The 12,905-nt window shown below is 65.1% G+C and carries 11 protein-coding genes, 1 tRNA gene and 1 pseudogene; 2 read left to right on the top strand and 11 right to left on the bottom strand.

The window, feature by feature from the left end; all coding sequences use genetic code 11:
- Positions 1 to 2: 2 nt before the first annotated feature.
- The 3 genes from DDZ17_RS20240 to DDZ17_RS20250 form a co-directional block, all read right to left on the bottom strand.
- Positions 3 to 824, bottom strand: coding sequence for an acyl-CoA desaturase (locus DDZ17_RS20240; protein WP_116368813.1), 822 nt, complete (start codon positions 822 to 824; stop codon positions 3 to 5).
- The gene (locus tag DDZ17_RS20245) at positions 821 to 2,371 is read right to left on the bottom strand and encodes a B12-binding domain-containing radical SAM protein (protein ID WP_116368814.1); all 1,551 of its coding nucleotides are present in this window, start codon (positions 2,369 to 2,371) and stop codon (positions 821 to 823) included. Before DDZ17_RS20245 ends, DDZ17_RS20240 begins: the two co-directional genes overlap by 4 nt.
- A gap of 110 nt (positions 2,372 to 2,481) precedes the next feature.
- Entirely contained in the window at positions 2,482 to 5,928 is a 3,447-nt protein-coding gene (locus tag DDZ17_RS20250; protein WP_116368815.1) for an AAA family ATPase, read from the bottom strand.
- Positions 5,929 to 6,291: 363 nt separating this feature from the next.
- On the opposite strand from DDZ17_RS20250, the pseudogene DDZ17_RS23065 reads away from it, so the two are divergent.
- A pseudogene (locus tag DDZ17_RS23065) lies at positions 6,292 to 6,417 on the top strand (hypothetical protein); the annotation flags it as partial.
- On the top strand, positions 6,414 to 6,755 hold the full coding sequence (locus DDZ17_RS20260; RefSeq protein ID WP_116368816.1) for a type II toxin-antitoxin system HicB family antitoxin: 342 nt from the start codon (positions 6,414 to 6,416) through the stop codon (positions 6,753 to 6,755). The pseudogene DDZ17_RS23065 and the gene DDZ17_RS20260, both read left to right, overlap by 4 nt.
- A 201-nt stretch (positions 6,756 to 6,956) precedes the next feature.
- Here DDZ17_RS20260 and DDZ17_RS20265 read toward each other — a convergent pair.
- The 8 genes from DDZ17_RS20265 to DDZ17_RS20300 all read right to left on the bottom strand — a co-directional run bounded on the left by DDZ17_RS20265 (position 6,957) and on the right by DDZ17_RS20300 (position 12,861).
- Positions 6,957 to 7,033: transfer RNA gene (locus tag DDZ17_RS20265), tRNA-Val, on the bottom strand.
- Positions 7,034 to 7,073: 40 nt separating this feature from the next.
- Entirely contained in the window at positions 7,074 to 8,087 is a 1,014-nt protein-coding gene (locus DDZ17_RS20270; RefSeq protein WP_157976765.1) for a PrsW family glutamic-type intramembrane protease, read from the bottom strand.
- A 103-nt stretch (positions 8,088 to 8,190) separates the two neighbouring features.
- Positions 8,191 to 8,964 (bottom strand): anti-sigma factor family protein, encoded by a 774-nt coding sequence (locus tag DDZ17_RS20275; protein WP_116368818.1) that lies wholly within the window; start codon positions 8,962 to 8,964, stop codon positions 8,191 to 8,193.
- Positions 8,957 to 9,511, bottom strand: a complete 555-nt coding sequence (locus tag DDZ17_RS20280) for an RNA polymerase sigma factor (protein ID WP_116368819.1) — start codon at positions 9,509 to 9,511, stop codon at positions 8,957 to 8,959. Before DDZ17_RS20280 ends, DDZ17_RS20275 begins: the two co-directional genes overlap by 8 nt.
- 75 nt (positions 9,512 to 9,586) lie before the next feature.
- Entirely contained in the window at positions 9,587 to 9,886 is a 300-nt protein-coding gene (locus DDZ17_RS20285; RefSeq protein ID WP_116368820.1) for an STAS domain-containing protein, read from the bottom strand.
- A complete protein-coding gene (locus DDZ17_RS20290; protein WP_157976766.1) occupies positions 9,879 to 10,292 on the bottom strand; it encodes an ATP-binding protein in 414 nt (137 codons plus the stop codon). Before DDZ17_RS20290 ends, DDZ17_RS20285 begins: the two co-directional genes overlap by 8 nt.
- A gap of 87 nt (positions 10,293 to 10,379) precedes the next feature.
- A complete protein-coding gene (locus DDZ17_RS20295) occupies positions 10,380 to 11,147 on the bottom strand; it encodes a PP2C family protein-serine/threonine phosphatase (RefSeq protein ID WP_116368822.1) in 768 nt (255 codons plus the stop codon).
- Positions 11,137 to 12,861 (bottom strand): amidohydrolase, encoded by a 1,725-nt coding sequence (locus DDZ17_RS20300; RefSeq protein ID WP_116368824.1) that lies wholly within the window; start codon positions 12,859 to 12,861, stop codon positions 11,137 to 11,139. The genes DDZ17_RS20295 and DDZ17_RS20300 overlap by 11 nt, the downstream gene beginning before the upstream one ends.
- Positions 12,862 to 12,905: the final 44 nt, after the last annotated feature.

The following is a 12,905-nucleotide window of genomic DNA, read 5'->3' on the forward strand; positions in this document are numbered from 1 at the left end:
CCTCATGATTGCAGCGCCAGGCTCGCGCGGCGCAGGCGCTGGGCGTCGATGCGCTGCACCTCCCACACCAGGCCCAGCCACTCGAAAATGCAGATAACCCCGTAGAACAGATCCGGTTGCCACCAGTGCAACCCGGCCCGGGCCGAGCGCGGAAAGCGGTGGTGGTTGTTGTGCCAGCCCTCGCCGTAGGTCAGCAGGGCGACAAGGACGTTGTTGGTGGAGGCGTCGCGGGTGGCAAAGTCGCGCCGGCCGCGGCAGTGGCAGAAGTAGTTCACCGCCGAGCTCTGGTGCAACAGCAGCACCGCCGGCAGGCAGCCACCGATGACCATCATCGAAAACCCGCCGGTGGCGTACAGCACAGCGCACACACACAACGCCGGCAGGCTCCCGTGGCGGTAGAGAAAGGCCAGCTCCGGCCACTGCAGCCAGTGGCTGGCTTCGCGGCGGATGGCCGTGTCGCTGTAGCCGCAGTCGATCAGGCTGCCAAACCAGCACTGCCACCAGCCCTGGCGCGGCGCGTGCACATCGCCCTCGGCATCGGAATGGCGGTGGTGCAGGCGGTGCTTGCCGGCAAAGTGCACGGCATTGCCAAACGACAGGGCCGCCATCAGCGCCAGCACCCACTGGAAGGCGCGGCTGGTGGCAAAGGCGCGGTGGGCGAAGTAGCGGTGCATGGCCACGCCAACGCCGATGGCCGCCAGCGGGTAAATAACAGCAAAGGCCAGCCAATCGGCCCGCGCCGTGCCGCCGAGCACCGCCGCCAGCACCAGCAGGTGCAGCGCGGCTATGCCACCGGCCCGGTAGGCGCGCTGCCATTGCGTCATCGCAGTTGCACCACGTCCGCCGTGACCTGTTGCTGCGGCGGTGGCAACACGTCGTCCGCCAGTGCCGGGTTCACCTCGCCACCCCAGTCCACCAGGTTGGTGGGCAGGAAGTAATGCCGGTAGGCCTCGGCCACCGGCAGGCGCGGGGTGTACACGCTATCGAGCACTTCTGTGGTGGACACATGCGTGCGCTGCACCTTGCGGCGCAGGATGGCGCCGGGGCCCAACACCGCCGTTGGCGCCATGATGGCTGCGGTGGCAATGCTGGACAGCAGCATCTGGTCGCGGTTCAGGCTGTGCCGGTAGCGCTTCAGGAATTTGGCCTGGTGGCGCAAAAAGCGCCCGCGAAAGCCGGCAAAGCGGCGCCCGCTGCGGATAAAGTCCACCACCTCGGGCTGTGGGTCCAGGGTGGGCTTGAGGCTGAGGGTGGAGCCCTCCATGTGCCGCATGTGGGTGTTGGGCAATAGCAGGCCCTGCTCCAGGCTGTCCCGGAAGAAGGGCGTGCCGGGAAAGGGGATAGCGGTAAAGATGAAGTTCGGCGGCGGGATTTCCGGGTTGTCGCAGATAATCGCCAGTTCCTTGCGCATCTGCGCCAGGCTGTGCCGGGTGGGGTCGTAAACCAGCCCGTACTGCACCAGCACGCCGCCATCGCAGGCCCGGCGCAGCAGGTCCGCCTGGTTGTAGCGGCTGTTCTGCTTTTTGTTCTGCTCGCCCAGCCACTGCTCGTCGTCGAAGGATTCCACCCCGACGAACACCGAGATACAGCCGGTGTCCCGGGCAAAGTCGATGTTGGCGTCTTCCCAGAAGAAGGTGTCGGTGACAAAGCCGCTCCAGTACTTGAACTGGCCGGCCCGGCGCCGCTGGTCAAAGCGCTGCACCCGCTCGCGGAAGCTGTCCGGGCCGGAGCCCATGATCTGGTTGTCCTGGAAGAAGAAAATCGGCCGCTTGCCCAGGGCGTCCATCTGCGCGTCGAGGTAGTCCATGGGCGGCACCTCGTACTTGCGCCCGACACCGGTCAGGCTGCAGAAGCCGCACTTGAAGTTGCAGTTGCGCGACGACTCGGCGTAACCCAGGCGGTGTATCCAGTAGGCTAGGTCGTAGCGCGGCTGGAACACCCGCGCCACGTACTCGGGCCCCAGGGCCTCGCGGGCCACCTCGGCAATTTCATCCACGTCGCCAAGGCAAGTGTAGTCAAAAAAGGCGCGGGAATAGGTGGGCAGTGCGCGCACACCGTGCCCACCCGCCGCAACAATAACCCCCGGGTTGGCGGTTTTGGCGTAGGCGGTAAGGTGCAGCAGGCGGTCGAAGGCCGCCGTCAGTCCGGTCAGCACCAGCAGATCCGGCCAGCCGAGCAACGCCGGCTCAAAAACCTCCAGAAACCCGCTGTTCACCTCGTTGTAGAGGCGCACCTCGCAGGTATCGGCATTGAAATAGCCCCCCAGCAGGGCCGGTGCCACGGCGTTGGGCACCTGGTTGGAACGCTTGATCGCCATGCGTTCGTCGGGAAAGAAAACATTGACGATCAGAACCTTCTTGCGCTGCCCCATACTGCCCCCCATTTGCCGGCCCATCGCAACGCCGGCGTTGTCATCCCTGACCCTCACCGCCAGTCATCGCCAGCGCGCAAGTTAAGCACAAAAGCTTAGCGGGAATCCGGCTAGGCCGACAGACCGTGTTTAGTGCCCTCGTTCACAATTGCTAAAGCCCGCTGATAGTCTTCGCTACTGTCGGCGCTGGCAAAGCGGGCCAGCAGGGCGTCTATCAGGCGGCGGGCCTTGGCCGTACAGCCCGGCAGCTCGTACAGGCTGAGCGCGCAGGTCAGGGCAAAGGGCAGGTTGTTGACCTCCCGCGCCTGGTTGATGGCATCGATCAGCAAAGCTTCGCTGCGCTGGGCATTCCCCTCGCGCAACAGGGCAATGCGCGCCTGCATGCGCTGGTTCTCGCTGCTGTAGAGCCATTCACCCTGGGCGTCGATGTAGGCGGCGTTCTCGCTGGCCAGGGCATCGGCCTCGGCCAGCTGCTGCTGGTCAATCAACTCGGCCACTATGGCAGCGCGCAGATAGGCACAGCCCGAACGCGCGCCAGCTGCCAGTGCCACCCCCAGGTATTCGCGCATGCAGGCCAGGCGCTCGGCCGGGTCCTCCAGCACCGCGGCACGGAAAAACAAGCCAAGCGGAATAAAAAACGAGAAGCCCCGCGCCTGGCAGATATCAATGAGTTCACCGGCATACAGGGCCGCCTCGTCTTTTTTGCCGCGCATGTGCTGCAACCAGGTCGAGAAAAACAGCACCCACACCAGGCAGTAAGGCTGGCCGTGGCGCCGCGCCCAGGACAGGGCACGAGCCAGGTGGTCGTCGGCGGCCTGTGGATCCCCGTGGGACCACAATGCCAGCGCGTGCATGCACAGCAAGTGGGGCCGGGTATCGTCGCGGCTTGGGGTCTGGCGGCTGAAGTCGGCGTCGGCGTCCATATAAGACAGGGCGCGCTGGAAGTACTCCAGGGTGGTGGGTATCTGCCCGCGGTAATAGTGGGAGTAGCCGGCGCAGTAGTTGGCCTGTAACCACTCCGGCGGCTCATCGATGGCCGCCGCCAGCCGCAGCAGCTGGTCCGCCAGTTCCAGGGCCCGATCGTACTCACCCCGAATCAGGTAGTACATCCACAGCCCGACGATCATCTTGAACAGCGCCGGGGTCTGCTCCACCTTGTCGCTGAGTTCCAGCGCCCGCTCAAAGGCCACCCGCACCTCAGGGTTGGTGTAGCCCTGGGTAGCCAGGCGAATCATGCCCATCAGGTTCTGCAGGGTGATTTCATACTGGTTGCGCTGTTCGGCATCGGGCACATCCTTGAGAGAGGCCAGGCCCCGCTGAACCTGGGCCACTGCCTCTTCGTTGGCGAACTTGGCCTGGGACAACTGGGCCGCGCGAATCCAGTAGCTGATGGCGCAGGGCGCATTGCCGGCTCGGCTGCAGTGGTGAGCCACCAGCATGGGCTGCTGCTGGCAGATATGGGGGAAGTCCGACTCCAGCTTGTCGGCAATGGCCTGGTGCAGGCGCTGACGGGTGCGCCGCAGCAGGGACTGGCTGGCCACTTCCATGATGAGGCGGTGCTTGAACTTGAAGGTCGCCTCGGGAAAGGCTCCCTTCTGGTAGATAAGCCCGGCGTTGACGATGGCGCTGAGCACCCGGCGCAGCAGCTTCTCATCGCTGTCGGCACACACCGCCCGCAGCAGTTCGTAGCTGAACTCGAAGCCGATCACCGAGCACAGCTGCAGCAGGGGCTTGGCCGCGCCGAGGTGGTCGATACGCGCCGCCAGCGACGCCTTCAGGGTGGCGGGGATGGACAGCCCCTCCTCCCCGGCCCCGGCCTCGCGGCTCTCCAGCAGGTTGCGGGTGAGTTGTTCCAAATACAGCGGTATGCCCCCGGCATGCTCGACAATCTGCTGCACCAGCGGTTCCGGCAGGGCGTTCTCCCCGGCCTGGCGCTGCACCAGGTCCCCGGCCACCCGCGCCGGCAGTTTGTTGAGGTTAAGCTCAATCACATCCGGCAGGTTGACCCAGCTCGGTTCAAATTCCGGCCGGGCGGTAAACAGCCCAAAGATGGGAGTGGATGGGTCGTAGGCCAACAGGCTTTCTATCAGGTCGCGTGTGGAAGGGTCCGCCCAGTGCAAATCCTCCACCGCCAACACCAACGGCTTGCGGGCGGAGAAGCGCTCCATCAGCGACACCAGCAGCGCCAGGGTCTTTTCGCGCACCCGCTTGCTGCTGTTGTCGGTAGCCAGGCCGAGCTCATCGTCACCGTTGGACAGCAGCGCCGCCAGCAGGGGCACAGCCTCCTCGTCGCCGTCTTTGAGCACGTTGCCAACAAAGTCCTGCAGGCGCTCCAGCCGCTGGGCCGGGTTCAGGCGCTCGCCCTGGAAAACGCTGCTTTCAAAGAAGTTCAGCAGGGGCCGAAAGGGGGATTCGCGGTAGTAGGGCTCGCAGGTCAGCAGCATCAGCTGGGCCTTGTCCTGCACCATCAGTTCCCTGACCACGTCGAACAGCAGGCTGGTCTTGCCCATGCCCGGCTCGCCCTTGATCAGCACGTATTCCGATTCGCCCTCCAGTACCGTGTGCCACTGCTGCATGACCAGCGAACGCTCGTGTTCCCGCCCAAACAGCTGCCCGTGATCTGCCATCACGTTGGCGAGGTCGGCCGTCAGTTCGCGGCCCAGCTGGTATACCGCCACCCCCTGCCCCAGGCGCGGGTGGGATTGCCGGGCCACTTCATCCACATAAAAGCCCGCGCGCAACAGGGTGCGCGTGTCTTCGCTGATGGCGGTCTCACCCTCTGCCGCGGCGGCCTGCAGGAAGGCGGCCACGCTCACCGTGTCGCCAAGCAGTGACATGACATCCGCATCACCGGCGCCTTCATCAATGATGATGGTGGATGAATGCAGCCCGGCACGGCTGATCACCCGGGTATCCGGCCCGTCGGCAATATCGTGGGTGCGCACCAGCTCCAACAATTCCTGCGACAGGCGCGCCGCGCGGCGGGCGTCGTCCTCATGGGCCAGCGGAAAACCAAAGGCCACCACGATTTCATTGCGCCCGCTGGGCATGCGGGTGCCCTCATAGCCCGCCACCGCCTGGGCGATGTCCTGCTCAATGCTGGCCACAAAGCCCAGCAGGGTTTCCGGGTCTTCACGCCCGCGCAGCAGGCCCTGCAGGGATACCACCAGCGTAGTCACCTGGCGGGATTCAGAGAGATCCATCGGCACTGCCAGGCTGGCGGATTTCAGCCGCAGAATATCGCCGGCTTCCTGCACCGGGTCGGGGCGAACCTGGAACTGCACCGGGCTCGGCACCGGCTCGGCCAGCCCGACAAGGCTGGGCAGGCGGGTAAAGCGAGCCAGCACCAGCACCACCGGCAGGCCCGCCACCAGCGCGGCAATCAGCGTCTGCATGATCCAGGCGGGGGCATCAAAGCTGGGCAGCACAATCTCGCCTATCTGCATCAGCAGCCAGGCGACCACGCAATAGGCACCCCCCACCCGGATAACCGGATGGTTGCGCAACTCCCGCCGCCACTTGCCCGCGGCCGGCTCAGCCTGTTGCGGGTCTGCCATGACCTGCGTCCCCTCCCCGCCCGATGGGCTTGTTCTGTTATTGGCGGGGAGTGTACCAGACGCAGGCGATGGGAATGGAGGTGGGGGAAGTTATGGCTGATTGTGCTTTGGCGGGCTCGGGCGCTGGCGCGCCTTGATGCAGGCGCTCTCGCAGGGAGCGCAGTTCCCGCCCTCCAATCGGGTTGGTCACATTGGCTTGTATTTGGTGGTACTATTTTGTGGCAGTATTTTCAGATGAACAAAAAGCAACAACAAACCCTGGCAAAGGTGTTTGACCGCCCTGTTAGCGGCACCATACCGTGGAAGGACATTGAGTTTTTATTCCAGGCGCTTGGGGCCGAATAGGAAGAACGCAAAGGTAGCCGCGTGGCCATTGTCTGGCGGGAGCAAGTCAGGGTATTCCACCGGCCCCATCCCAGCCCTGATACCGACAAGGGTGCCGTAGCCAGCGTGCGGAAGTGGCTGGAAGATAATGGAGTAGCGCCGTGATTGATGTGCTGAACGTGAACGGTTACCGGGCAACCGTAAAATACGACCCGGAAATTGACATGTTCCGTGGCGAGTTCCTTGGCCTCAACGGCGGTGCGGACTTTTACGCGGATACCGTAAAGGGCTTAAAGCGCGAAGCTGAGCGTTCACTAAACGCGTTTATTTCCGTTTGTAAGGAACGCGGCCTGCCTGTAAAGAGGGACTACTCCGGCCGCTTCAACGTGCGTGTTGCCCCACAGCTGCACGAAAAAGCCGTTCTGGTTGCAAAGGCTCGCAAGGTCAGCCTGAACAAGCTGGTTGAACAGGCCCTGGAAGCACAATTAAGCGAGGCCAGTTGAACGGCTGCCGCAAGAGGTCGGCGCGGCAGATGAATCGTTGCAGCCGTGGGGCTGCAACGACCCCTGCGGGGCTCAAGCGCTGGCGCGCCTCGTTGCAAACTCTCCCTCAGGGAGGGTTTGTCGATGGTTAGTTCGGATCGGGGGAATAATCCTCCAAACAAAAAACCCCGCTCAACCTGCGGCTGAGCGGGGTTTTTTGTTTGGTAGGACTACCCAGATTCGAACTGGGGACCTCTACCATGTCAAGGTAGCGCTCTAACCAACTGAGCTATAGTCCTGTAAAGAGGGTGGCGATTATAAGGAGGTCGGGGACAATCCTCAACCGGGATTTTTGCGCTTCTCCAGCTCGCTCACCAGGCGAATCTGCCAGCGGTCGCGGCGGTCGCCGGCAAGCAGTGGGCGCAGGGCGAGCATGCCGGTGCGGCCTACGCTTTTTTCCAGATAGGCCAGCTCCTGCAGGTGCCCTTCCAGGCCTTCGCCCCCCGGCACGTCAAACCCCTGCTCGCGCATCATCAGCACGCCCTTGGCGCGCAGGCTCAGTTCGGTGTACAGGCGCAGGTAGCAGAGCATGTCCACCACGACGATGGGGTCGAAGCGCTGGCCCAGGTCGTTGAGGAAGTTGCCAAGGCGGGAGTGACCGAATTCACCGCTGCGGATCAGCTCAAGCAGAGCCATGTCGCCATCCAGCCCCTGTTGCAGCCAGCGCTGCATGGCTAGGGCGCTGCGCTGGAAGACAAACAGCAGCAGGGCGGGCAGTACGCTCACTACCAGCAGGGTGTGGACCAGCGGCGACAGGTAGAATCGATTGAACAGCCAGTGCAGGCCCACGGCCATGGCCAGCCCCGGCAGGCAGTAGTGCAGGCCACGGTGGTTGCGCTCGGTAAGCAGCTGGGTGAGCAGGGCAAAGATGGCGCTGACGCCGCCGTGCATCAGGGCGGTACCAAAGCCGCGCACCAGCCATACCCCCGCCGGCAGGGGTTTAAGCACCGCGGCGTAATACAGGTTTTCGACGATGGAGAAGCCGGCGCCCACGGCAAAGCCGAGGATGGCGGCATCCACCAGAAAGCCAATGCGATGAAAGCGAAACAGCAGCAGGATGACCAGGGCCTTGGCCAGCTCTTCGGCCAGGGGCAGCAGCCAGTAGGTGGAAAGGCTGCCCTCCCGGGCCAGCCACCACAGCTGGCGGCTGAGCCAGAGGCAGGCCAGGGCGGCAAGGCCACCGGCGGCGATAACCCGCAGCACCCGCCAGCGGGACACCAGGCGATAGGCATCCAGCAGGTGCAGCGCCGCCAGCAGCAGCAGTACCGGGGCCAGGCCCAGCAGAAGGTTCACAGGTGGTCTCGCACTTCGCAGCCGCGCAAAGGGCGCATTGTGCCACAGACATAAAGAAGCGGCCCGAAGGCCGCCAAGGGGGATCGCCTGGTAAACCGTCCCGTCAATCAGGCGCTATGGTGCCCCGGTCGAGACTTTGGCCATCGCGTTCCATGCGCAGGTGGATGCGCGGTGCGCTCAGGGTTCCCTGCGCTGCTTCACCGTCCCTGGTGTCCGGCTCGAGTTCGAGTCGGTAGCGCTGCTCTCCTGCTACGGCCAGTCGCATTTCGGCGGCTGGGCGTTTGACCTCTGTGTTGCTGCGCGAGGCGGCATCCTGCCGCCAGCGCCATTGTTCACCGTCCAGGCTGAGTACCAGTTCGGCCGCGGGCTGCGCAGCCAGTTCCAGCTCCAGTACCAGGCCGGTGTCGTCGCGTACCAGCAGGGCGCGAGCTTCCATGCCCGGCCACTGCCAGTGGCGCTGCGCTTCCATCGCAGCCGCGTCAAAAAGGGTGCCGGTCATCCTTGACCGAAGCTGGCTGTCCATGCCCAGCTCTGAGACACCCCAAAACTGCATACCTGCCCCCACTGCCACCACCAGGCTGGCCGCCAGTGCCAAGCCACCCCACAGGGGGCGGTGGCTGCGCCGTGCGGCAAAGTCCACTTGCCGCACGTTGCTCTGGCCGGCCGGAATGCGGGCCTTGATCGCCGCCGCCAGGTCCTCTGGCACCGGTACATCGGGCACCCCGTCCAGGGTGTTGCGCAGGTCTTCCAGTTCCGCCAGCCATTCCCGGGCCTCGGCGTTATCCTTGAACGTGTCCTGCAGCTGACGCCACTCCGTCGGCGTCAATTCTCCGTCGAATCCGGCTTGCAGGCGCTGTCTGTCAAAATCGCTAAGCATGGTCGGACTCTCGTTCCAGCAGATTGCGCAGTGCGCGTCGGGCTTCAAACAAGCGGGATTTCACGGTTTTTTCCGGCAGCGCCAGGATGTCGCCAATCTCGCTGTAGGAGCACTCTGAATAATGCCGCAGCACCACCACTGCCCTCTGTTCATCATTCAGGCCCATCATTGCAGCCTGGATTTGTGCCTGTAGCTGACCGTGCCGGGCAACCAGCTCCGGACCAGGGCCCTGATCTGGTAACGACTCGTCCAGACATTCACCGCCCTGTCGCCGGCGCCGGAAGTCGAGGGCTTCGTTGACCCCGATCCGGTAGATCCAGCTGAAAAACCGGTGTTCCGGGCGATAGGTGTGCAGGCTTTCGAAGGCGCTGAGAAATGTTGACTGTGTAACATCTGCTGCATCCTCGCGACTTCCCAACATTCGAAAAGCCAGCCTGAAAATGGCGCCGTGGTAATGATCAACCAACTCACCCAGCGCCTGCCTGTCGCCGCTCTGGCCCCGCAGGACCAGTTGGCCATCCCTGGCCGTTTCCAACTCCTTATCCATAACTACTGCGCAACGGACAAAAAGTTGGAAAAAAACTGAAAAAAGTTTTCGCGGGCATGGGAGGGGGCTTCAGCCTCAGGCGGAATCGCCGGCGGGAACAACCTCGAACAGCATGTCGAAACCGGAAAAATGCAGGATTTCGGCAATATGGGGGCTTACCTGCACCAGGCGCAGGCCGGCGCCCTGGGCGCTTAAGCGCTTATGGGCCTTGAGCAGCACGCCCAGGCCGGCGCTGGAGATGTACTCCAGCTCCGCCATATCCACTTCCGCCGCAGCACAGAGGGCCTCGAAGTGAGGCTCGGCCAGGGGCGCCGCGGCGGCATCCAGGCGGCCGGCCAGGCGCAGGCCGTTATTATCGGGATGGACTTCAAACATCGGCTGGCTCCTCCCGGGCCATAAAGGACAGTGTGTTGCAGCGGTCACGGTGGTGGTAGTGCACCGCCCCCACCAGCTGGCGCACCAGGTGCAGGCCAAGGCCGCCTACCTGGCGTTCACTCAATGGCAGCGCGGTATCCACCGGCGGCACCGAGGCGGGATCAAAGGGCTCGGCATCGGTATCGGCCAGGCTCACTCGCACCCCGCCGGCCATAGCCTCAAGCTCCAGGGCAATGGGCCCCCGGCCCTGTGGGTTGTGACGCAGCATATTGACGAACAACTCTTCGGTGGCCAGATCGACCGGGTAGGCCAGGCTGGCGGGCAGGTTGCTGGCGGCGAACAGTGCCCGGCGCGCTGCCACGATGCGCTCGATCTCTCCCAGCTCCCTGCGCAGTGACAGTTTCACGGCGCCTCCGATTGGTTTGGATGCATCCCGCCCGCACTTACCCGCCGAGTGTAGAACAGCCCCCGGCAAAGCAAAAGGCGGCAGGGCTCAGGGCGCCGGGCGCTTGACCAGCACAAGGGTGAGATCATCCTGCTGTTCCCGGGGGCCGGCAAAGTCCTCCAGCGCCGCCATCAGGTGCGCCGCCAGTGTCTCGGTGGAGGCCTGCCGCTGCGCATGCAGCACGGCGGCCACCCGCTCGCGGCCGAACAGGCCCACCTCGCCCTCGCATTCGTAAACGCCGTCAGACAGCACCGCCAGAATGTCCCCCGGCGCCAGGTCCAGGTCGCGAATGGGGGCCGCCCGGGATACCGCCATGGTGCCCAGGGGAAAGGTGGTGGGCCCGTGCCAGTCGCAGTCGCCGCTGGCGGCGCGGTAGTGCAGGATGGGGCCCTGCCCGGCGGAAAAATAGCTGACCCGGTGCGCCAGCGGATCGAGAAAGCCGGCGAAGGCGGTCACGAAGCGGTCGTCCGGCAGGTCTTCGTCGAGCTGGTTGTTGACGTGGATGTAGGCCTCGCCCAGCTGCGCGCCCACCCGGAAGGCGACCCGGAACATGGCCTGCATCTGGGTGGCGCACAGGGCCGGGCCAAAGCCGTGGCCGGTGGCGTCCCCCAGCAGCACGAATACGCCCTGCTCCAGCTCCACCAGGTCGAACATGTCGCCGCCGGTTTCCGCTGCGGGGCGCAGGCAGCCGTAAAAGTCGTAGCCGGGTACGCGGGGCATCTCCGGCGGCAGGATGCTCATCTGGATGTCGCGCGCGGCGGCGATGTCGTCGGCGCGCAGGCCAGCGGCGCCGGTCAGTGGTGCTTCAGCGGTCATTGCGGCTCCCGGCGGGATACACCTGTTCACCGGCCACGTAGGTGGCCTTTACCGAAAGCTGCCACAGGCGGGCCTCCGGCAGGTTGAAGTAGTCACCGTCCACCAGAATGAAATCCGCGTAGTAGCCGGGCTGCAGCCGGCCCAGCACCGTCTCCTGGTGGGCGGCGTAGGCAGCGCCGCCGGTGAACAGGGCCAGCGCCGCGGCGCGGTTCATCTTCTCGTTGGGCAGCCAGCCGCCGGGCGGGTGGCCGGCGGTGTCCTGGCGGGTAACGGCGGCGTACAGGCCATGGAAGGGGTTGGGGGATTCCACCGGAAAGTCCGAGCCGCCGGCCATGCGGGCGCCACTCTCCAGCAGGGACTCCCAGGCATAGGCGCCGTGAAGGCGCGCCTCGCCGAGGCGGTCGCCGGCCATGTTTTTGTCGCTGGTGGCGTGCACGGGCTGCACCGAGGCAATCACGTTGAGGGCGGGAAAGCGGGCGATATCCTGCGGCCGCAGGATCTGGGCGTGCTCCACCCGGTGGCGCAGGGCAGCACTGTCCGGGTTGCTGTTGATGGTTTCCAGTAAATCCAGCACCAGGGCGTTGGCGCGGTCGCCAATGGCGTGGGTGTTGACCTGGTAGCCCGCCGCCACGGCCCGGTGCATGTGATGGGCCAGCGCCTCGCGGCTGTGCAGCAGCAGGCCCCGGTTGCCGGCGTCGTCGCTGTAGTCATCAACCAGCGCGGCACCGCGGGAGCCCAGGGCGCCGTCGGCAGAGAGTTTGACGCTGCGAATGTCCAGTCGGTGCCGCTCGTCAATCATCGGCCCCTGGGCCAGGTAGCGATCGTTGTCGGGGTCGCGCGCATCCAGCATGGCGTACACGCGGATGGGCAGGCGGCCCTGCGCCAGCAACTGCTGGTAGGCCGCCACCTCCCGGGCGGCAATGCCGGCATCGTGCACCCCGGTCAGGCCGTAGCGGGCAAGGTCGACAAGGGCCCGGTGCTGCAGATCCGCCAGGGTGGCCACGTCGGGCTTTGGCATCACGGCCGCCACCAGGTCCATGGCGTTGTCGATCAGCACGCCGGTGGGCTGGCCTGTGGCATCGCGCACAATCTGCCCGCCGGCGGGGTCCTCGGTGGCGGCGGTAATGCCGGCCAGGGCCAGGGCGCGGGAATTCACCCACAGGGCGTGGCCATCCACCCGCCCCAGCACCACGGCGTGCTCGCCGCTGAGTGCATCCAGCGTGGCCCGGGTGGGGAAGGCCTGGCCCGGCCACAGCACCTGATTCCAGCCGCGACCCGCTATCCAGCCCTGCTGGGCCTGGGTGTTGCTATTCGCCTGGGCATTGTTTTTCGCCTGGGCGTTGCTGTTGGTCTGGGCGTTGCGATTGGCCTGAATAAACGCCGCCACGCGCCGGGCGGCCTCGGCTTCGCTGGGGCTACCCACTAGATCCACGCTGGCCAGGGCCTGCCCGTGGGCGCTGACATGGCCGTGGGCGTCAATCAGCCCCGGCAGCAGGGTGGCGCCGCGGCCGTCGATGCGGCGGTCGGCACCGCTGGCCTCCGCCGCGGCCGCATCCCGGTACAGGCGGGTGACAAGCCCGTCATCAAATTCCAGCGCCACAAAGGTTTGCACCTGCTCGCCATCGACGGTGTAGCCACGAATGTTGTGTACCAGGGTTGCCGCCTGGCTGGCGCCGGCGGCAAGGGCCAGGACGGCACAGAGCAGTGTTTTCATTGTTGAGGCTCCAGGCGTCGCCGCACTACGGCGGTGATTTGCCC

Source organism: Parahaliea mediterranea (assembly GCF_003402235.1).
GTDB lineage: Bacteria > Pseudomonadota > Gammaproteobacteria > Pseudomonadales > Halieaceae > Parahaliea > Parahaliea mediterranea.